Origin of the sequence: Halogeometricum pallidum JCM 14848 (genome assembly GCF_000337095.1) — an archaeon.
Lineage (GTDB): Archaea > Halobacteriota > Halobacteria > Halobacteriales > Haloferacaceae > Halogeometricum > Halogeometricum pallidum.
Genome location: NZ_AOIV01000036.1, coordinates 1 through 21144 on the forward strand (window position 1 = coordinate 1; position 21144 = coordinate 21144).

At 57.8% G+C, this 21144-nt stretch carries 21 protein-coding genes and 2 pseudogenes; 12 read left to right on the forward strand and 11 right to left on the reverse strand.

The features are described 5' to 3' along the window. The 7 genes and pseudogenes from C474_RS13830 to C474_RS13860 form a co-directional block, all read right to left on the reverse strand. Positions 1–422, reverse strand: a pseudogene (locus tag C474_RS13830) (VirB4 family type IV secretion system protein); the annotation flags it as partial. Further along, entirely contained in the window at positions 415–1536 is a 1122-nt protein-coding gene (locus C474_RS13835) for a hypothetical protein (protein ID WP_008387883.1), read from the reverse strand. The gene C474_RS13835 and the pseudogene C474_RS13830, both read right to left, overlap by 8 nt. A 6-nt stretch (positions 1537–1542) precedes the next feature. Beyond that, on the reverse strand, positions 1543–2604 hold the full coding sequence (locus tag C474_RS13840) for a hypothetical protein (protein WP_008387885.1): 1062 nt from the start codon (positions 2602–2604) through the stop codon (positions 1543–1545). A 2-nt stretch (positions 2605–2606) separates the two neighbouring features. Then, positions 2607–3533: a hypothetical protein gene (locus C474_RS13845; RefSeq protein WP_049917008.1), complete on the reverse strand. Its 927-nt coding sequence runs from the start codon at positions 3531–3533 to the stop codon at positions 2607–2609. Beyond that, positions 3530–5266, reverse strand: coding sequence for a hypothetical protein (locus C474_RS13850; protein ID WP_049917009.1), 1737 nt, complete (start codon positions 5264–5266; stop codon positions 3530–3532). The genes C474_RS13845 and C474_RS13850 overlap by 4 nt, the downstream gene beginning before the upstream one ends. A gap of 29 nt (positions 5267–5295) precedes the next feature. Then, positions 5296–5670, reverse strand: a complete 375-nt coding sequence (locus C474_RS13855) for a hypothetical protein (protein WP_008387890.1) — start codon at positions 5668–5670, stop codon at positions 5296–5298. A gap of 6 nt (positions 5671–5676) precedes the next feature. Continuing rightward, on the reverse strand, positions 5677–5925 hold the full coding sequence (locus C474_RS13860) for a hypothetical protein (protein WP_008387891.1): 249 nt from the start codon (positions 5923–5925) through the stop codon (positions 5677–5679). 214 nt (positions 5926–6139) lie between these two features. Between C474_RS13860 and C474_RS13865 the strand changes: the two genes are divergently transcribed. Then, a complete protein-coding gene (locus tag C474_RS13865) occupies positions 6140–7117 on the forward strand; it encodes an IS1595 family transposase (protein ID WP_008387894.1) in 978 nt (325 codons plus the stop codon). A 73-nt stretch (positions 7118–7190) separates the two neighbouring features. Here the strand turns inward: C474_RS13865 and C474_RS13870 are convergent, their stop codons facing one another. Beyond that, a complete protein-coding gene (locus C474_RS13870; protein WP_008387895.1) occupies positions 7191–7373 on the reverse strand; it encodes a hypothetical protein in 183 nt (60 codons plus the stop codon). Positions 7374–7375: 2 nt separating this feature from the next. Beyond that, the gene (gene xseA, locus C474_RS13875) at positions 7376–8425 is read right to left on the reverse strand and encodes an exodeoxyribonuclease VII large subunit (protein ID WP_049917010.1); all 1050 of its coding nucleotides are present in this window, start codon (positions 8423–8425) and stop codon (positions 7376–7378) included. A gap of 120 nt (positions 8426–8545) precedes the next feature. Between xseA and C474_RS13880 the strand changes: the two genes are divergently transcribed. The 9 genes from C474_RS13880 to C474_RS13920 all read left to right on the forward strand — a co-directional run bounded on the left by C474_RS13880 (position 8546) and on the right by C474_RS13920 (position 16660). Then, on the forward strand, positions 8546–9670 hold the full coding sequence (locus tag C474_RS13880) for an MBL fold metallo-hydrolase (RefSeq protein ID WP_049917038.1): 1125 nt from the start codon (positions 8546–8548) through the stop codon (positions 9668–9670). A 20-nt stretch (positions 9671–9690) separates the two neighbouring features. Then, complete coding sequence (locus C474_RS21610; protein WP_008387902.1) at positions 9691–10281, forward strand: class I SAM-dependent methyltransferase; 591 nt, start codon at positions 9691–9693, stop codon at positions 10279–10281. Positions 10282–10552: 271 nt separating this feature from the next. Next, positions 10553–10870: a plastocyanin/azurin family copper-binding protein gene (locus C474_RS13890; protein WP_008387905.1), complete on the forward strand. Its 318-nt coding sequence runs from the start codon at positions 10553–10555 to the stop codon at positions 10868–10870. Positions 10871–10925: 55 nt separating this feature from the next. Then, positions 10926–12359, forward strand: a complete 1434-nt coding sequence (locus tag C474_RS13895) for a sulfite oxidase (protein ID WP_049917013.1) — start codon at positions 10926–10928, stop codon at positions 12357–12359. A gap of 6 nt (positions 12360–12365) precedes the next feature. Beyond that, complete coding sequence (locus tag C474_RS13900) at positions 12366–12872, forward strand: FKBP-type peptidyl-prolyl cis-trans isomerase (protein ID WP_008387909.1); 507 nt, start codon at positions 12366–12368, stop codon at positions 12870–12872. 270 nt (positions 12873–13142) lie between these two features. Next, entirely contained in the window at positions 13143–14141 is a 999-nt protein-coding gene (locus tag C474_RS13905; RefSeq protein WP_049917039.1) for a YeiH family protein, read from the forward strand. A gap of 111 nt (positions 14142–14252) precedes the next feature. Then, on the forward strand, positions 14253–15479 hold the full coding sequence (locus C474_RS13910; RefSeq protein ID WP_083862041.1) for an NAD(P)/FAD-dependent oxidoreductase: 1227 nt from the start codon (positions 14253–14255) through the stop codon (positions 15477–15479). A 49-nt stretch (positions 15480–15528) separates the two neighbouring features. Further along, positions 15529–16314: a DUF1641 domain-containing protein gene (locus C474_RS13915; protein ID WP_083862063.1), complete on the forward strand. Its 786-nt coding sequence runs from the start codon at positions 15529–15531 to the stop codon at positions 16312–16314. A gap of 73 nt (positions 16315–16387) precedes the next feature. Then, entirely contained in the window at positions 16388–16660 is a 273-nt protein-coding gene (locus C474_RS13920) for a hypothetical protein (protein ID WP_204366095.1), read from the forward strand. Between the two features lie 44 nt (positions 16661–16704). Here C474_RS13920 and C474_RS13925 read toward each other — a convergent pair. After that, positions 16705–18016 (reverse strand): annotated as a pseudogene (locus tag C474_RS13925) (RNA-guided endonuclease InsQ/TnpB family protein). 267 nt (positions 18017–18283) lie between these two features. Next, positions 18284–19240, reverse strand: coding sequence for a transcription initiation factor IIB (locus C474_RS13930; protein ID WP_049917014.1), 957 nt, complete (start codon positions 19238–19240; stop codon positions 18284–18286). Positions 19241–19442: 202 nt separating this feature from the next. On the opposite strand from C474_RS13930, the gene C474_RS13935 reads away from it, so the two are divergent. Next, complete coding sequence (locus C474_RS13935; RefSeq protein WP_008387924.1) at positions 19443–20168, forward strand: helix-turn-helix domain-containing protein; 726 nt, start codon at positions 19443–19445, stop codon at positions 20166–20168. Positions 20169–20241: 73 nt separating this feature from the next. Continuing rightward, complete coding sequence (locus tag C474_RS13940; protein ID WP_008387925.1) at positions 20242–21129, forward strand: sulfurtransferase; 888 nt, start codon at positions 20242–20244, stop codon at positions 21127–21129. The last annotated feature ends 15 nt before the right edge of the window (positions 21130–21144 follow it).

Consider the following 21144-nt stretch of genomic DNA (forward strand, 5'->3'; position numbering starts at 1 on the left):
GCTGTAAGGTCGAACTCGACGTCGGTCAACTCGAAGAGGTCGCTCAGATAGCCGTCGTTCGGGTAGTCGGCGTAGTCAGCGATGTACAGCGTCGTCGTCCACTGCTCGCCAACCCGAGCGGCTCGTGTCTCCCACTCGATGGCTGCCGGCGCGGTCACCGTCTTGTGAGACTCGGAGATGTCGTCGAGGAGCTGTCCCTCTGCGTGCCCCTCTTCGAGCGTCTCCTCGTCGAGGACGTCCGAGAAGTCGACTTCGGGTTCCTCGTCGGCGGTGTGGCGGTCCCAGAGGAGCTTCCCGACGACTCCGAGGACCACAACCAACAGAAGGTAAATCGCCGCACCTTCGGGCGACGTTGGATTCAGTAGCCACTCTGTGAGTTGGGTGAGGGACCCATCACCCGCCTGCAGGACGACGTTACGCATTGGTCTCATCCTCCCGGCGCGAGTGGCCGATAATCGGTTGCTCGCGAACAACACGCTCTGCTTCGTCGTAGTCGTGCTCTCTCCCGTTCCAGAAGTCCATGTTAAGGACGAACAGTTCGACCGTACTGAGCCGGCGAGCAGACCAGCCAGAGGCCTGCTGGATGAACTCGGCACGAACGTCGTTGACGCGGCTGTCGAGCTTCTCGAACATCTGTGCCCGACGCTCAACATCCGTCAGGTCCTCACGACGGGTCACGAACGGGTTGAACAGGAACCCGATGACGGGGAACTGCGTCAGTTTCTCGGCAGGTGTCCCTTCGTCTCGGTATCTGTCATAGACTTCGAGGGGCGTGACCTCGACGCCGATGTAGTAGCGGACCTGCTGGATGCCACGATCACGCATCTCCTTGGGACGCGTCTCACGATACTCTTCGAGGAGTTCCCGGAAGATCGGGTTCTGCTTGACGTCCTCGTCGTTGAGCCGCTCTTCGATCGTCTCGGTGATTTGTTCTACCGGAAATGACCGGGTTGTCGCGTGGAGTTTGAGCTTCGAGTCGAGCTCCTTGTTGGCGAACTCTTCCCCAGCCTCCTGGAGCTGTGCCCAGTCGTCGGACATGGCGAAATCCATGTTCCCCGGGTCGATCTCGATGAACGCTTCCATCGTTCCGTCTGCCCGTTGAATCGCTCCAGCACCGGGCCACGCCCGCTTGACGTTTGTGAGGTCCTGCGTTCGCTCGTCCGGTTTGAACGGCGTGTAGTTCGCGAGCCCGCCCTCGTTTCGCTCTGTCTCGTTCGTGGTACTCTCGGGCTCTTCTGGGGCACTGAACGTGACTCGCGGACGCTTGGCGTAGCGATAGACGTCCTTCGTCCACGTCCACGCGTTCAGATGGTCGGGAGAGACGTAGATGACGGCAACGCCAAACCCGAATCCTCCTGCGACGAACGGGAGGGCGAGCGATTCGATTCCGGTGAGACCAGCGACGAACAGCCCAATAATCGGGAAGGCGATGAGCACGCCGACGTCTCCCTCCTCGATGTTGAGGTAGGGGATTCGACTCTCTTCGCCGAACTGGTCCATGATGCGCCGTGCGGCTGCGTCTTGATCCATCGACATGGGTGCTTAGTAGATTCCAGGGTCGTTCTCGGTCCGCCGGTACGACGGCGTACTGTTCTCTTCGTCACTACTCTCTCCCCGAGCTGCGGCTTTCTGCGCGACAGCATGACCAGCAGCTGCCTTTGGTCCCCAACGGGCCGCGGTCGTCGCGACGCCAGCGCCACCGACGTACGCACCCGCTGCGACTCCACCGATGAGTGCCGCCCCCTTCGTCGCGCCTCCGACGACCTTTGCAGTCAGCGGAGTCGCGTACTTGAACGTCTTCCAGGTCACATAGAGTGCGACGAGCGGGAGAGACGCAGCAACAAGGTACTTTAGAAACGCGGTACCCGGCGTTAGCGAGCCTCCAGCATAGATGAGGTCGTATCCTTTGAGTACCATTGCTGCTGGAAGTGGCAGGACAGCCAAAGGAACAAATCGCTTGGCGAAACCCATCGCGATATCAGAAATGACGGGTATATTCCCATAGGCTAGCGCAAACGCAATCGGCATTCCGTACAGGTAGACGTAGAGCAGGATCTTGCGAATGTAGAAGAGGGCTTCCAAAGCCCACATCGAGATACCACCAGAGAGGGCGAATAATAGCCCCAGACCTGGATTGGTAATAGAGACGCCTAAGAACCGTAGCATCGCTGCAGATACCGAGGAGAGATCGGGCATTAGGGCAATGGTGAACCCATCTACAAGGTACAGGGTGAGAGCGCCGATCCAGTACCATGTGATGATAAGGAAAGCACCGACCCATGCAGTTTTCTTGGTCTTTCGGGCTTCGTAGGCACTGCCCACGTTGAATATTCGAATGGTATGGCGGCCCTGTACGCTCATTACGAGCAGGAGTAGAGCAATGAGCATGATCTCGCCACCAACGAGTCCATCCTGAATCGCTGGCCACGGTGCATTGCTTGGGTCACCGAAGATGAACGTTCCATCAGTCTGTGGCGTTGGTGTACCAAACATCGCCTCAGTCAGGGTCTGATACCCTAACCGGAGGCCATCCATGAAGAGACCGATGACCCACTCAACGACGTCTTTGAACCCTTCCAGTACGACGTCAATCAAGTCAACCATCGTCAGGCCTCCGTGATTGCGACCTCACAATCACTCATCTCCTCAGATCCTGAGTACTCCACATCGAACGCTTTCGTAATCTCGTTCCCGTTGACCCTTGTCTCAACGAGAACGGTGAATTGTCCGCTATTTCCGTCAGGCGAACACCCCATACCTTTCTCAGACTCTGAGCCAAAGGGGAACGAATTGCTGAAGAGATCTACTGTCTCTCCAGGGGCAACAACCACTTGCTCTGTTTCGTACATCCCGCTTCCCCGGGGATCTTCGATGGGGTTCGGAACATCTCCAGAGAACACGAGCTCAACAATTGCATCTGGGCCTGTGCCAGCGTTTGATACGGTAACGAACGCTTCGCCGTTTTTCAACCGGTCTGTCTCTGTGTCTCCGTAAACCTCATCCCACGGTTTGTCGGGATTGTTTCGGTAGAGTCCAACGTCTTGAATCTGGACTTCCGGTTCGATATCTGTCGTGCTTTCGGCGACTGTCTCCTCCCCCTTCAGCGCGACCACGCGGTACTCGCCGGGGTCGTATGCAGTTCCGATCTCGAACGAGACCTGCTGGGCCCCTGCAGCCACGTCACGCTTTCCGAACAGCTCATCGTTCGGCTGGATGAGGTTGACTTGGTCGACNATCTCGAACGAGACCTGCTGGGCCCCTGCAGCCACGTCACGCTTTCCGAACAGCTCATCGTTCGGCTGGATGAGGTTGACTTGGTCGACGTCGGCCTCTGCCGAGAGCTCGACGACGAGCGTCGTGCCCTCAACGGCGACTCGCGTGAGCGGCCCCTGGCTGTTTGTAGTGACTGTCCCGTCACTGGGAGTTCCGGAGCTTCCACCGTCGTTCAGACAGCCAGCCACGCTCGCGAGTGCCGCGCCTGCAACTGTTCGGAGGGCGTTTCTTCGACTGATGTGTGGATGGTTTCTGGTCATGGATCTCGTTGGAAGATGTCTTCTGGGCCGAGCATTCGGAGCAGACGGCGTCCTGCGTAGAACATCACAAAGAAGGGGATGAACTGCCAGCCGACCTCAAAGATGAATGCGAACCAGCCGTCGATGGTTCCGAGTGGATGCCACCTGGCGGTCGCCGTATCACTCACGTAGGCTGGGTTGTGTCCAAGCCACGACCCCGGATGATATCGGGCGGTGTAGATGCCGGGTTCAGTAATCGTCACTACGGCTACGCCAGAGACGTTGGTCTCGACCTCCCGGTTGGCGATGGTGATGTAGCCATCACGTGGGCGACCCCCGATGGGATACCGGCGGGCGCTGTCGTTGAGGACGATCGGTGCGCCAGTCTGGTTGTCACGCAGTTCGATCCGGAGTGTCGCTTGCGACTGGTTTTGTTGAAGAACCTCCACCGTGAGGTTGCTGCGACGAAGCTGCCGATCGGAACCGGCGTCGGGTTCGACGATAGATGCGTTCACACCGCGGACGATGCCCGCGACGTGGAGTGCCTCTCTGTCGACGTTCTCGGCACGGACGGCGACACCGTACGTCGTCTCGTAGGACTGGTTGACGACCTCGATGTTGACGTTCTCGCCGATGGTCCCCTGCGGAGAGGGACGTTCCGTGCCCCAGGTGTCGATGATCTCTGGGCCGTCGCGAACGGGTTCCGCACGCGGTCCGATTCGGGAGGGATACGCGTGGACGTACACGGGGATCGCATCGGATTCGACTTCGGCGCTGTCGGTTCGATTCGACCTGACGAGCGTGTCCCAGTTGGTGTTCCGGGCGGTATAGAACCGCCAGACACCGCGTACGCTCGCGTTCCCCTCGTCGGTGAGCGTGTAGCCTTGCCACGGCCGAGACTGGAAGATGGCAACGCCAGCATCGCCGTTGGGGTACTCGGCGTAGTAGGGGTACGCAGAGAGGTCGTAGATCTCAACGTCGATCGAGTCCGAGACGTTTCGTGTCTCCTCACGGTAGACGACGTCGACGTCGGTGCTGTTCCCCACGTTAGTCCGTATCGTCTTCTTCAGCCGGACGTGGATCTCTGCTTCAAGCGTGAGGGTTGCACTCCAGTCGTCGTCGATCTGGTAGTCGATGGCCGGCGTGTGCGACCCATCGGTCCTCGCAATGGTTTCCCCGTCTTTCTGCAGCCGAACTTCCTCGATCTCGTGGTTCGTAAGCGACCACTCGACAGTCCTGTTCCCCGAGGAACTCCCGTTTGGAACACGGACGCGGTAATCGACGAACCCGCGCATCGTCCCATTCGGTGCGATGTAGAGCGGGGTTTCGCCGGACTCGAGGTGGCCCCGCGTCGACGGCTGAACCGCAAACACTGTCGCATGGGCGTCTTCGATGAACACACCATCTTCGAGGGATGCGTGAGGCGGATGAACTGACGTATCTGACCCACCGGCTTCGAGGTCGCCGAAATCGTTTCGAGTCCACGTTGCGGCAGTTGCAGGCGGCCGCTTGAACGTGATGTCTGTCCCATTCGCGAGCTGGTGGACGGACGTGCGGTCCTCTCCGTAGCGCTGGCGGTACTCTTCTTGACTGATATAGTTATCCGCATCGCGAGACCAGAGCGTCGCTGACTCGTTCTCAGAAAGGCCGTTCTCCTCAGTACCCGGGCGTGGTGGATCGGCTGCGACGACACCCGTGACTAGGCTCGTCACGAACAGGGCGGCCATGAGCACGGAGAGCTCTCGTTGTTCCATGGGGGCTCGCGACGGGATGGTAGAGTGACTTACCAGGGGACGAGGTCGACGCACTGTGCCAGCGGCAGCCCCATCATCGACCCCGCAACGGTGTACAGCGGGCCGAGGACGACGAGGACGACGGCAGACTTCATCGCCGAGCGCTTGTGGCGCTTGAGNAGATGTGTATAAGAGACAGGGCCGACGATGCCGAGTCCGGTAGTCAGTTGGAAGAATCCCTCAATCATGCTGGGGAGGTTATCCGCACTACAGACCGCGCTGGTCTGCGCTGCGGCGGGTTGGACAGCGAACAGGGTCAACAGTGCGACGGTGAGAACGGCTTGTCTGGGGACCTTGCTCACTACCGTGGACTGATTGTCAGTACGATTCTTAGACGTCTCGGAGGTTGTACTGTCCTGTGTCATAGCGGGTTATTCCTCTGCGTCTTCGACGAGTGCCTTCAGATCGGCGTACCGGTTGGTCTCGTCGGCGATTTCTTCTTTCGTGTAGCCCTGCTCGCGGGCCCGTTCGAGGAGGTTTCGGAGGTCGTCGGGGTCGACATCGCGAACTTCCATTTCCTCCCGGAGAGCGCGGCGATAGAGGGCGGAGGCGTTGATGTGGTCGTTCCACATCAGGTACAGATCATCGATGTCTTCGATGGTGACTGACCGAGTTATCATACGTGCGAGTATGGGTATGCACCAACGGAGTCGTGGTACATATTGACTGAGTATTTGGATGAGAAATAAATATTTTCTGGATATTGCGAGTGTTACTAAGCTAGAAATAAATCGGGAGAATTTGGCTGGAGGACAGCATCGAACACGTCTCGCTCTTGTGTAGAGCTGCGGAACGACCGTGTAGTTACGGTGAGCGAGCCGAAAACTTGAGGTTATGCCTCAGACTCAGCCAGCGTTCGGCGGGATGCTTCGCCAGCTCGTTGATCTCGGCCTCTTCGAGTTGGATACCGAGCCGCTCGATGCCGGCATCGAGCGGCGACTCAAGGAGTTTTGGGAGTATACCACGTGTCCTCGCTGCGACCATCCCAGCATTCACACGTGGGAATCGTCTGATCGTGTTATCTGCCGAAACTGCGACTTCAAACCGGTTTACACCTATGGCACGCCCTTTCACGAGAAGCACCTCACCGCAGGAGAGGTGCTTCTCGCGTACCTTCTCTATGCAGACACGTTGCTCAGTATCTCTCAGATTGCAGTCCTGCTCGACAGGGCGTACAAAACCGTCTATTACGCGATTCGAGAGGTGGAAGCCGCGGTCACGCGCGGCTTCCCCCTCGTCTGGGAGCAGTTCCAACACTCTATCTCGGGCCCAACGCAAGTCGACGAATCCAGCACGGTCTGTTCAGGCTACAAAGGCCAAGACCCGCCGCGGAACAGTCGGTACCGCGGCGGGTCGTCTCGATCCGGACGCTCACGATGGAAGGGACGTCACGGCGATCAGATCACGCTCGTCGCGGCCTGCCGCGACGTGCTGCGGGTGATTCGCGGTCATCTTGGAATCGACTTTGAGACGGACTTAGCGCCGGTCATGCAGGAGGCTGAAGACCTCTCCCAACCGCTGGGAGAGGTCTGGACCGACGGTCTCCAAGCGTACCGACGAATGGAGTACGACCATCGAATCGTTGTCCACGACGAACGGTACGTTTCCGCCGACGGCGTCCACATCAATCAGGTTGAGTGTCTCTTCTCGCTCGTGAAGCCATGGCTGCGAAAGTTCCGCGGCCTGTCCAAGCAAGGCTTGGAGCAGGCCGCTCACACCTTCGGACTCATTCGCTCGTTGAACCTCGTCGGCGCATCCCTCGAAATCGTCGTCGATTGCCTTGCTACAGGGTCACTCCTGAGTTCTACATAAGAGCGACACGTCTTAACCAACAAGATTGGCGGAGTACCGCCTCGCGTTGGTTAAGTTATTCAGAGTAGATCCGTCAGTCCAGCTCGATAATCTCGCCATCCCCATCGTTGACGAGTTCGCGGAGCTTCGCAAGCCGACCCTGTCCCTCCTGGAAGAGTTCCTCCCCGGTGGACTTCGAATGGTCACCGGATTCTAGCTGTTCGATGAGGGTGTTGATTCGATCGACGTTCTCCGAGATTTCTGTGTCTTTAGCCATGGTTACATGAACAGCCACAATCCGAGCACGACCAGCAGGAGCACGATGAGGACCGCGATGATTGCCTTGTAGTAGGCTGGGCTCATTCCTGTTGGCTTACCCGCCTCCGCAGCGGCTTGCTCCAGTTCTCTTTCGTGTTCGAACTCCCGCTTGAACGACTCGTAGGCGGCTTCCAATTCTTGCTCTAATCTGTCCACCTCGCCAGAGAGGAACTGCTCCACGTCCGCAGTAACGTACTCACCGGCGTCAGTCGGCGTGATCGCGTTTCGATCCGCAACGCGTCCTGCTATCGTCCGGTCTTCTGCGTGACCGACGGCTGCGACAACCGGGGTGTTAGACGTGAATATGGCCTCTGCGACGGACTCGTGGTTGAACGCCATCAGGTCGGTGTCGCTCCCACCGCCCCGGCCGACGATGATCGCGTCGACGTCCTCCGAGCGGTCGAGATGGTGGATGCCGTTCGCGATGGACGTCGGCGCGTTCGACCCCTGGACGGTTGCGTCCTTCACCAGGATGTCGACGGTGGGATCCTGCTCGTGGATCGCATTCTGGATGTCGTACCGGGCGTCCCCTCCGAGGGAAGTGACGACGCCGACCTGCTCCGGGAACGCCGGCGGTTGCTGTTTCTGTTCGTCGTCGAACCAGCCACGCTCTTCGAGTTCGCTTCGCAGTCGCTCGACGGAAGCCGCTTGGTCGCCGTCGCCGACGACGATGACTTCCCACGGTTTGAGGTCGATTTTCCCACCTTCGACCCAGTAGTCGATATCGCCTTCGAGGATGACCTCGGTCCCGTCCTCGAGGTCGACATCCATGTTCCGATAGCGGTTTGCCCAGAGCATACAGGGGAGTTCGGCGTTCCCGTCGGTAAGCGTGAAATAGAGCGCTGTACTGTTCTGGTGGAGGTCAGTGATTTCTCCGATACAGCGGACACCGTGGAGGGCAGGCGTCTCCTCAACGACAGACGCGGTTCGGTCGTTCAGCTGTGACACGCTGAGGACCTCTGGTGGGCGTATATCCTCACCTCGCTGGACCGGCTTTGGTGAGTCTTCCATGTCGCTTTTTGAACTTCGGATAGATGCCAGATAAACATGTCTCTGTGTAACACCTGCACCGATACTTTGTCGCTCGCCAAATGCAGGCTTATGCATCGAGGCCCACTAATAATGTATAGGATGAGCAAGACAGACTTCGCATCCACGGATATCAGCCCGGAGGAAGTCGCGGAGCGGCGCGATGACGACGAGCTGTTCATCCTCGATGTCCGCAACGAGGATGACTACGAGGAGTGGGCCGTCAGTGGAAGTTACAACCTCCCGATTTACGATGAGCTCCTCGATGATGAGTTCTCGGGGCTCGAATCGGCGCTTGACGAGATTCCAAAGGATAAGGAAATCGCCGTGATCTGTGTCGGTGGCATCACCTCTGCTAGCGCTGCCGAATTCCTGCGAGAGCGAGGCTACGAGGCTCGTTCGATGAGCGACGGAATGAGGGGCTGGGGTCGCGTGCATCAAACGTACGACGTGGAGTCCGAGCCTGGCGTGCTTCAGGTCGTTCGTCCCGGGACGGGCTGCGTCTCGTACGTCGTCTTCGATGATGACGAAGCGCTTCTTGTTGACCCGAGCCTATACATCGACAGATATCGTGACATCGCTGACGACATTGGGGTGGAGATCGTCGGAGCGGTCGACACCCATGCGCACGCGGATCACATCAGCGGTGGGCGAATAATTGCCGAGGAAGACGACGTGCCATACTACCTCCACGATGAAGACGGTGGCTCGCTCGATGAGTACACATCTATCGAGGACGGTGAAACGCTGTCCGTCGGAACGCGAGAACTCGACGTGATCCACACACCCGGCCACACACCGGGGAGCGTCTCCTTCCAGTTCGGAGGAACAGTTCTCTCCGGAGATACACTGTTCCTCCAGAGCGTCGGTCGCCCCGACCTCGAGGACAGCAGCGAGGACGCGATCCGCGAGGCTGCTTCAGACCTCTTCAATAGTCTGGAGCGACTTGGTGAGCTCCCCGATGACACGGTCGTCCTGCCGGGTCACTTTAGCGACGAAGAGGTCCGTCCGTTAGCAACGAGACTCGTCAGTCTTACAGAAGACAACGAGTTGTTCGGGATGGTTGAAGCCGGTAACGAAGAGGAGTTTGTTGAGACCATCGTCGACGCCCTATCGGACACCCCCAACAACTACCAGCAAATCAAGCACATCAACTGGGGCGATGAACCACTGGATGATGACGCGGAAGACCTAGAACTCGGGCCGAACAACTGCGCAGCAAACTGAGCAGTCGGTACGAGATTCGAGTGAAATTCCAAAACACCGGGCAACCCGACTGGAGCTGGTGGCGTGAACTGTGGCCCGATCCGGAGACGGTACTTCGACGACTCGGTGTCGCTACCGATGATTCAATCGTGGATGTCTGTTCTGGAGATGGCTATTTCACGTTGCCGACGGCAAGACTCGTGGGTACTGCCCCCGTCTTTGCTGTTGATATAGATGCGAACCTCCTCGCAGCCCTCCACGCTCGAACGAAGAGTCAGGAGATAGAGAATGTCCATCCGATCTGTGGTGATGCTCGCCATATGGCCGCATTTCTGCAACGGTCTGTCGATATTGCCCTCCATATGAACACCTTCCACGGTGTGGCGGATCAGGAAGCGTTCGCATCGGCGGTCAGACGCGTTCTCACTCCTGATGGACGGTTCATCATCGTCAACTGGTATCCTGCACCCAAGGCCGAAACGCCGATAGCCGGTGAGCCACGGGGTCCACCGGCGGAGCTCCGTCTGTCTCCACGGTCCACGGCCGCACTCGTTGAACCAGCGGGGTTCGGGCAGCGGTCTCATATCGAACTCCCGCCGTATCACTATGGGTTGATTTTCGATCGAGACTGAATTCAGTGGTCCCTGCTATCTCGATCTCAATCTTCGATTGGACTGGATTGCCCCGTTAGATAGTATCAACGCTCAGTTGGCCTTCGCCAACCGAACCACTATGTCACAATGACAGCAAGTGTTTGGGTATATGAATCGACGGCGATTCCTTTCAACAGTAGGGGTTGGAACGACATTGACGATAGCCGGATGTACTGGTGCACCGTCAGCCGATGATCCAACTGAAACAGAACCGGAGAGTCCAACTCCGAGTCCAACCCCGAAAAGCAGTATGACGGAGGTCGCTAGTGGGCCCGAAGGGCGGCTCCGTTTCGATCCGGAGACCATTGAGATCTCAACTGGCACGACCGTCCGTTGGATCGCGGAAAGTCCGGGCCACAACGTAACCAGTAAGCCAGGAGCATCAGAAAAGTGTGAAAATCCGGAGGGCGCGGACCCGTTTGCAAGCTATGACGGTGACGAGCACTATACAGTCATGGAGGAGGGGGCAACCTTCGAACATACGTTCGATGTGGCTGGAGAATACGTCTATGTGTGCGCACCCCACGAAGGTCAGGGAATGGTTGGGGAAATCACCGTGACGGAGTAGTAGTTAGCGCTCGCCAACCGAGTCTTGATTGTTTGTCTGCGTGTCATGGTATGCTATGGCATATCAAAATACCGATGGCAACACTAAAGACTCAGATGAGGAGTCTGCCAGCCGGTTCCTCAAACGACGTCGATTTTTACATGCAACGGGGGCAGTCGCAGGAGTGGCTGCTCTTGCTGGATGTGGGCAGACACAGGACGAATCGACAGAGACCGAAACGTCGACGGCGACACCAACGGAGAGTCCGACTGCCACTCCGGAGCAAGAAACTGGCCCCTCACTCCAGGAAAAATATCCTGGGTTAGAGATCCTTTCTCCCGAACCGGAGAACGCGCAGGCCGCTCAACGGGAGACGTATACACACTTCATCACGCCGCGTGAGGAACATTACATCCGGAATCACTACCCATCTCCACAGATCGATGAACAGGAGTGGACCATCTCGTTGACCGGCCTTGTTGACTCCGAAGTTGACCTATCCATGGAGGAGATCAAACACTCCTTCAGTACGGAATCGGTCACTCACACGATGCAGTGTTCTGGTAACGGTCGGGCGTACTTCGAGCCACAAGTGGGAGGAAACCAGTGGTCGTTCGGCGCGGTCGGGAACACCGTGTGGACCGGAACACCCGTCAGTGCGATTCTGGAGCAGTACGGCGGGAACACGTCCGAGGGGAATTTCTTGTCCGTGATGGGCGGCGACGCTCCAGAGGGAGAAGACATCTTCTGTCGCTCGATTCCGATGCAGAAGGTCTTGGACGACACGCTGCTGGCGTACGAAATGAACGGTGCGCCGATGAGCGCCGAGCACGGATTCCCCGTCCGGTTACTCGTCCCCGGGTGGTACGGTAATAACAACGTCAAATGGGTCAACCGAATGCACGTGATGGACAAAATGGTCATCGGGGACGAATGGGAGGACGGTGACCAGCGCCTGTACACCCACTGGCAACAGTACTCGTACCGTGTCATTCCGGAGGAGGATGACGGCGCAGAACAGTACGAGGATATTCCGGTCTACGACACAAGGGAGCAGATGAATCGAACCGACGAGATCCGGAACGCGTACATGTACGATCAGATGGCGAAATCACTGATCGGCTATCCCGGAGCGGGGCAAACGGTCACGCCGAACCCGGCCGGGCAAATTGAGGTCCTCGGCGTGGCATGGGCCGGCGACGACCGCGTGGATACCGTGGAGGTCTCGACGGATGGTGGCGACACCTTCGGGGAAGCGGAATTCTTCGGGCCGGCAGCCGGGCCAAACTCGTGGCGACAGTTCCGATACGTGTGGGACGCGTCCCCGGGCGAGTACACGCTCGTCTCACGTGCGACCGACGAACAAGGGCGAAGTCAACCCTCGACCATCTCCGCTCCGGAGGAACAGCTCCGGGGGATCGAGAACGACAAATTCCCGTGGAATAAAGGTGGCTACGCCAACACTGCGTACATGCCTCACGCCGTGGATTGCACGGTCGAGGAGGGGTGACGGACGATGATCGAAGCGGGAGAGATCGCGGTAGTCCATCTCACCGGACGGACAGTCGATGGGACCGTCTTCGAAACCACGGACGTAGACGTTGCACTCGACGAGAGGATCTACCATGATCATCGCGATTACAAACCTCTAGAGTTCCGTGTCGGCGAAGGGCACGTCCTTCCCGGTATCGATGACGCCGTTCAGGACATGCGTTCCGGAGAAACACGGACTGTCGTATTAGATCCGGAAGACGCGTACGGCGAACGAGACGATGAAGCAGTCGTAACGGTCCCCCGGTCGAAACTTGAATCACGAAGCGAAACAACTGCCGAACTCGGTGAACTCGTTCGAAGCCGAACTAACGATATTGGGTGGATTGTTGATGTCGATGACGAGACAGCCACGATCGACTTCAATCACGAGCTCGCTGGGAAGCGGGTCGAATTCGAAATTAGAATACTCGAAGTTCACGGAAGACGGTCCACCAAGCTGAACTCCAGCGAGCGAGGTAGTGAGGCTTGATCCTTCTGTGCAGTGACGAGAGGACTCTTGATTAAATAATATTGGCACTCGCCAAACGAACCATTATGCAACTATCGGCGGCTGGTATTGGGTAATGAGTAATGAGCAACACCAAGGGTCTGAGTCGCACGAATCCTCGGTCGAAGTAGATGGTTCGATAGCGGGTCTCTATCAAGCTTGGACGGCGTTAGACCGTGGATGGCAGGCGATCTGTTTCTCGTCGGTTCTCGTTCTCGCTGTCGGGGTCGGGCTCCCGATTCCGTGGTGACGATGGGGGCGCTGCGTCGTCTCCTCCCGGGTCTGGGGGTTCTGTTGGCGCTTGGGTTCCTCGCCCGTGGCATTACAGCAGTCGTTCCACTCGGGAGCCATCTGATCGTCGTCATTGGATTAGGTGTTCTCGTTGCCAATACGGTCGGTGTTCCCGACTGGGCTGTGGCTGGCGTCGATACACACAGTCTCTGGCTGGAGGCCGGAATCGTCCTAATGGGTGTTACAGTCGCGCTTCAGCAAGTCGTTGACGCTGGCCTGCAGGTACTGTTCGTCGTTGGGATTGCGGTCTGTGTAACGGTCCTCACAGTCGAAATACTAGCTCGAGAGCTCTTCGACATTCCCGAGAAAATCGGGTCGCTCCTCGCAGCTGGCTCGGGTATCTGTGGTGTGTCGGCTGTAGCTGCGGTCGCAGGTAGTATCAAACCCGATCAGCAACAGATCGCGTATGCGGCCGCAACTGTACTCCTGTTCGATGCAGTTACGCTGGTTATCTATCCACTCGTTGGTCGCTTGCTCGGGCTTCCCGATGTCGTCTTCGGAATCTGGGCCGGTACGACGATGTTCAGCACCGGTCCAGTCACGGCTGCTGGATTCGCGTACTCACGAACAGCGGGAGAGTGGGCGGTTCTAGTAAAACTCACCCGGAATGCTCTCATCGGCGTCGTCGCCATCGGGTATGCCCTGTACTACAGTCGCCGAGGTGCAACGACTGCAACCGTCGAGAACAAGTGGCGCTACCTCTGGGAAAGCTTCCCGAAATTCATTATCGGGTTCGTGGTTCTTATGCTACTCGGGAGTGCGGGCCTCTTCTCAGAGCCACAAATCCAAACTCTTGACAACGCGTCTAACTGGCTATTTCTCGTCGCCTTTGCTGGGCTAGGGCTTAGTATCAACATCGGGGAACTCCGGGAGTCGGGGATCACTCCCGTCGTTGTGGTCTCAATCAGTCTCGTTCTGGTGAGTAGCCTCACTCTTGGCGCACTGCTCTATATGTTCTGACCGACATCGAGGGGCTGATTCAAGACAATACTTCCCCTGCTTATGCTGAAAGTTGGCGCTCGCCAAGAGAACCCCTAACACGTTCGCACCGAGTTTGATAATGAGCAGCACATGACACGGATTGCCATCATTGGCGCTGGGTCCGGCGGAGCGATGACAGCCAACATCCTTCGACGAAAACTCCAGCGTGACGAGGCCGACATCACCGTCATCGACAAGAGCGACACGCACTACTACCAGCCGTCGTACTACCTCCTTCCGTTCGACTATATGATGCCGGAGGCGCAGATGCGGCCGGTAGACGAACTCCTGAACCCGGGCATTGACTTCCACCAGGACGAGGTGACCGGCGTCAATCCCGACGACCAAGTCGTCGAATGTACCGGGGAGAACGTCGAGTACGACTACCTCGTCGTCGTTTCAGGCCACACCCTCGAGCCCGAATCGGTTCCGGGAATGGCCGAAGGGTGGCGGGAAACGGACGAGGTGTTCCCGTACTACCACTACGATGCTGCGACCGGCATGAGCGATGCCGTCGACGAGTTCGAGGGCGGGACCTTCCTCGTGACGGTGCCAGACACGCCGATCAAGTGTGCCGGTGCACCGCTGAAGATGTCGATGCTCATGGAGGACTACATGTCCCGCACAGGCATTCGGGAGGATTCACAGGTCATCATGACCAAGCCGGGGGAGGCCGTGTTCGGCGTCGAACCGTACAAGAGTAAGATGGAGGAGATTTGGGCCGACCGCGACATCGAGTTCGTCCCGAACTTCTCCGTCGCAGAAGTCGACTACGAGAACCGGGTCGTCCGCTCTACGGACGGCGACGAAATCGAGTACGATATGTACGCGCCCGTCTCGCCGCAGTACGGAGCCGATTCTATCGCGGAGAACTCCCCGTTGACCGAGGGTGGCGAGCCCGTTACGTTCGACAAACAGGAGAGGATCTACTCGGGTGATCCACAGCGACCACCCCAGTACGTGACAGTCGATCAGCACACCCTCCAGCACACCGAGTACGACAACGTATTCGCACTCGGAGACTGCGACGACGCCCCGAAATCTCGAACGGCCTCAGCAGCCCGAAAACAAGCGCCCGTCGTCGCAAAGAACCTCATCGCACATATGGAAGGGAACCCGATGCGGGGCCACTACGACGGCTATGCGGCGTGTCCGCTGCTCACCCAAAAGGGGAAGGCAGTCATCGCGGAGTTCGACTACGAGGACGCGCTGTCAGCCCCTGTCGAGAGCCGTGCGAACTGGGTACTCGACGTCAACGTCCTCCCGGCTACCTACTGGAACATGTGGATGAAGGGGTACGACCCCGCTCCGGTGTAGATCGATGGCGAGCAATGTCGAGGGGACGACAGCCCCACCGGAGTCCGAGATGGACGAACTGGTCGCTCGGGTCGAGGCGAACGCGGACGAGCTCGTTGAGCTCCTCGACCTCTTGGTAGCAACGAAGCAACTCGGGGCCGATCTCGCGCCGGAGCTCAAGACGGCGACCGCAGAATCCCGCGAGTCACTCGAGGAGCTCCGACTCGCGCTCGAACGGGAGGAGACGCTGGTACTCCTCCAGACGGTCGGCGAGAACGTGGAGACGCTCACGGAACTTCTCGAGCTGCTGGATGCGACTAAGGACCTTGCGGACGATCTCGTACCGGAGGTCAAAACCGTCGCCGCTGACGCCCGCAAACCGCTCGAAGAGCTCCGGGTCGCGTTCGAGGGGCAGGAACCGCTCGTGCTGCTCCAGAAACTGGGGGAGAACACGGATACATTCATCGAACTCCTCGATCTGTTGGAGGCGACCGAGGGGTTAGTGACCGAGCTTATACCAGAGCTGAAGGCTGCTGCCGCTGGCTCACGGAGTTCCTTCGAACAACTCCGGATAGTTGTAGCAGGCTTCGCTGACGCGCGGGGGGACCGCGAGCTTGAGCCATACGAGATGGGGCAGAATCTCGGAAACATGCTGTCGCTCGCCGAACGTCTTGGTGACCCAAAACTCATCAATTCAGTCGATGCTGGACTGACTGCGTTTACAGATGAGCGGACGTCGGAACCGACTGGAATCCGAGGACTGCTTGGGGCCCTTCGGGATGACGATGTCCGGCAAGGACTAGGAACACTCGTGGAGTTCCTTCGCCGGATGGGCAAAGCCCAAAAACAGGAATGAATCGGCGCTGTCAATTCCGTGTTGAATCGGTACAGTTGACCAAATGGCCTCCTCTGGAGGGTGATACGTAGTCATGAACGACGAACCGACAGATTTCGAACGGCAACGTGAGGGCGCAATGATTCTATTGGACAGCGATGAAGTCGAGTATTTTCAGCTGTTCGCGGCGATGGAAGACGGTCCGATGATGCTGAGTGGGTGTCGGGAAGACAGTGAGGGCGACTACGGGTTGTTTCTGGCACAGCTCATCAAGATACTAGCCGAACACAACGATCGTTCGATCGAGGACGTCGCGGAAGAGGGTGTCGAACGGGCGAATCAGCTGCAGGGGATGACAGACAATTGACATCCTCCTCCGCCTGAAGGCGGAGGAATCCCGAGGTTGGGATATTAGGGTTTGGAGTCCACCACCTCGGCCTGCGGTTGGAATCCGCAGGAGAGGTCGTACAGGTGGACTCCGGGCTGTGCCAACCAGCCGGTACTCCTATCCCCACCCAGAACGGGTGATGACTCGGAGTTACTTTCGTTGATGTCGAGACGGATGTTCTCCGCCCCATTCACGTCCGCATTATAGGCCTCATCACACTCCTCACACACATACAGGCCGCGTTCAACCCGCTGACTGTCGTCTTCCCGACCGCAGACGCAACACGTCTTGCTCGTGTCGCTCTCGTCCACTTCCACGACCTCGATGCCCTCGACCTTCGCCTTGTACGTGAGAATCGACGTGAAGCGGTCGAACGCCCACCCGTGCAGGTCGAGATTGCCATGTTTCCCCCAGCTCTTCGACTCACCGTCTTCGTTCTCGCGCACACCTTCCAACTCCCCGACGTTAATGCAACCCACGCCCTTCTCGACACATTGCTCCACGATGTGTTTGGCGAGACTGTGGAAGAGTGGGTACGACGTTCAGACCACTTTTGATGGAGTCGCGTGGCCCTGTCACCACTTGAGTCGTCGCACTTGGCGATCTCTTTCGGGAAGTAGTACCCATCCTGTTTCAGGCGGTTGCCGGGGTACAGATCAGCTTCCTCCGTACTGTAGGCGACGGCAGCGAAGTTGCTGATGCCGAGGTCGATACCCGCTGTCTCAGTGCCGGGAGCGTCGGGGGTCTCAATCTCGTCCTTGCAGACGAGGTGTAACTCCCATCGCTCCTTCGCCTGGTCGTAGACGGCGCGAACCTGTTGCAGATTCTCAACCTCGACACCGGGGCGTGTCTCGTACTCGACGAGGATGTACTCCCACGCTCGTGGGTGTTCCTTGTGATTCGCACTTTTGAGAGACGAACACGGTTGTTCTTCGAGTCGTGACGGATGCCGTTCTGCTTCCACGTCACGGTGGAACGCGGGTGTTCCTCGTGGACGCGGTATTCTTGGTCGTCGTAGTAGTTGCGTTTACGGTAGCCGGGCGGATTATCCCGGTCGTCATCACTGGAGTACCACGAGTTGAAGGCTTCAGCGAGTTCCTCCAGAACCCGCTGGCTGGACTGACTGTGTAGTCCCTTGTACTTTGGATGTGTCTTCAACTCGTCTTTCAACTCCTCGTGGTCGGGTATCTCGCCTGTGTCTTCCCAGACGTCTCGGGATTGGTAGTTGGCGACGTTCCAGAGCTTGCTGGCACTCCACCCGTGACGGTCGAGCGAGTCCTCTACCTGACTGTGGTTGAGGATCTTCGCTCGGTGTGTTCGGTGGATTTCCAGCATCCGTGGAACGCCTGTATAAATGCTTATACTCGCACTTCTTGTGAAAGTTCGTATTGAGGCGGTGGAATATCCAGCGGTGCTATCGATGGTGGACTGTGGAATGGGTTGCCGGACTCATCCCGCGCCTGGAGGCGCGGGTATTCTTCTTACTCTTTATAATCCCGCTCTGTCGGGTGATTATTCGGCGATTTCGTACGCAGTGAGCAATTCCTGATAGCGGTTCCGTATNATTCTTCTTACTCTTTATAATCCCGCTCTGTCGGGTGATTATTCGGCGATTTCGTACGCAGTGAGCAATTCCTGATAGCGGTTCCGTATCGTTACCATGCTCACATCTGTCGTCGCCGCCACGGTTTCTTGGGTCACCCGCTGGTTCGCGAGTCGGGACGCAGCATACACGGCAGCAGCAGCCAGGCCGACTGGGCTCTTCCCGCTGTGTACGTTCTGGGCGTTCCCAGCGTCGAGGAGTTCGTGGCCGATCTGTTCGACTTCGTGCGTGACGTCGAGATCGGAGACGAATCGAGTGACGTAGGTGTGTGGATCAGCCAGTTCTACTCCGAGACCGAGTTCCTGTGCGATATAGCTGTATGCTCGCTGGATACGGAGCTTTTCGACCCGCGAGACAGTTGTAACCTCTGAGAGACTCCGCGGCGTACCCATTTGTCGTGCACCAGCGTAGAGACTGGCACTGGCAACGCCCTCGATCGAGCGCCCTCGGAGAAGGTCCGCATCAAGTGCCTGCCGATACACTACACTCGCAGTTTCTCTCACCGCTTCTGGAAGGCCGAGGGCACTCGCCATCCGGTCTACCTCGCCGAGTGCATGTTTGAGATTCCGTTCTTGAGCGTCTTTTGAACGGAACCGCTCATCCCAGGTCCGCAACCGCTGCATCTGCTGGCGCTTCTTCGATGACAACGCGTTCCCGTGTGCGTCGGAGTTCTGCCAGTCGATTACCGTGCTCAGTCCATCGTCGTGCAAGCGTTTCGTCGTTGGTCCCCCCACTCTAGAGCGGTCCTCTTTTTCTGCCGCATTGAAGCACCGCCACTCGGGCCCTCGATCGATCTCATCCTCCGTAACGACTAATCCGCACTCGATACACGTTGTCTCACCGTGAGTTTCGTCCTGTTGGAGCGGTGCTGTACACTCAGGACAAGTGAACTCACTCGTCTCCCGCTCGGTGGACTCCTGTGTGCGCCGGACGGTCGTACCCGAGCGTCCATCCATACTCTCCCCTACGCGGAGACCGTTGGTAGTACTCCGTTTGGCGGACGACAACATTTTTTATGCCGAACATCTTAGTAAGCGGTATGCGTGGCCCTCGTTTTCTCCTTGGACTCCGCGGGGAACTCTCCCATCTGAGAGTATGCGTATTTATCGGGTCTCGACCCTCAGTCACTCGCGCTTCCCGGGATACGAGACAGTAATTATGCGCGAATTCACGTTTGGCATCGAGTACGAAGCCAATACAGACCCAGTGATGGACGTCTTCATTAATCATCCAGAGGTGCTCGCTCATTCGCTGGATGGGTGTGTCACCGAAGACCACTTCTGGCGGGTCGAACGGATCACCGGCCCAACGGCGGCACTCAACCGGATCGAAGAACTCCGCTTCGATGATTCAATCTGTGGCGAGTCAATCACGGAAACTGACTGTCGGGCGACGAGACACCACGATGTCCTTAAGCGAACGAACAACGAGCGAGTACTGTACACGTATCTTGAGGGAATTAGTGGCTGTGAATCAGTCCACACCCTCGCCGGTCGGTATTTGCCGTCGGGATTGATCTTCGAGACCCACCGTCAGGAGGATCGCCATGATTGGCGCATTCTGATGCGCTCGGATGAGAAGGTCGGGATGCTGTACGACTCACTGGGGGCCGCCCTGCGTTCGGACCTTACGTTCCGGATGGGGCACCTTCGCGATGCAGAGGGATGGCAGCAGGATACACTCGCAGCCGTGTCGCTGCCTGCCTCACAGCGAGCAGCACTCCATGCTGCCCTCGACGCTGGATACTACGAAACCCCTCGCCAGATCAAACTTGACGACCTCGCAGACCAGCTGGATATGCCTCGTTCGACACTCTCGTATCGGCTTCGACAAGCTGAAGCAAAACTTGCCCGTGGATACATCGGCGAATCTGTTGATGACTGAGGACGTTACGAAGTGTTGTTGGCGGACTCCAACAGGAACTTAAAGAACATCGAGACGAAACTCCAGGCAACCAATGGCGGAGTACGCACACGACGTTCTTGTCTCTCCTGAGTGGGTCGTGGACCGATTCGACGAGATACAGGCAGACGATCCAGCTCTACAATTGTTTGAGGTCAGCGTCGATACGGATGTGTATGACGACGGTCATATTCCCGGTGCACACTCGCTTGATTGGAACGTCGAGTTACAGGATCCCGAAACGTTCGACGTTCTGACTCGCGAAGACTTCGAAACGCTACTTGGGTCATATGGAGTTACCTCGGAAACGACAGTCGTCCTCTACGGCGATATGATGAACTGGTTCGCTGCCTATGCGTTCTGGTTATTGAAATACTACGGGCACCCCGATGTCCGACTCGTCAACGGTGGTAGAGATTACTGGACCAGACAGTCGTTTCCATTAAGCACGGAGCAGCCCCCCGTCACGGAACGGAAGTACGAGGTGACAGCGGTGAACGACGAGATCCGTGTCGATAGGGAAATCGTTAACGACGCGCTCGACCGCGACGTATCGCTCGTTGACGTCCGGTCTCCAGAAGAGTACCGTGGCGAGGTGCTGGCACCGCCGGGGTGGAACGAGGGCGTGCAACGGGGCGGCCACATTCCTGGTGCAATTAACATCCCTTGGAGTCAGGCCGTTGCTGAAGACGGACGATTCAAGCCCCCAGAAGAACTCCGACACGTCTACGAACCCATCCTCGACTCGGAAACGGAAATCTTCGTGTACTGTCGGATCGGTGAACGCTCTGCTCTGGCATGGGTCGTTCTCCACGAACTCCTTGGCCAGGAGGACGTCCGGCACTACTACGGTTCGTGGGTCGAATGGGGGAACACCGTTGGGGCTCCGATCGAACGTGGGCGGTATGCAACCCAAAAACTCGAGACGAATTCCATGCAGTGACCTGTCGGTTTCTCT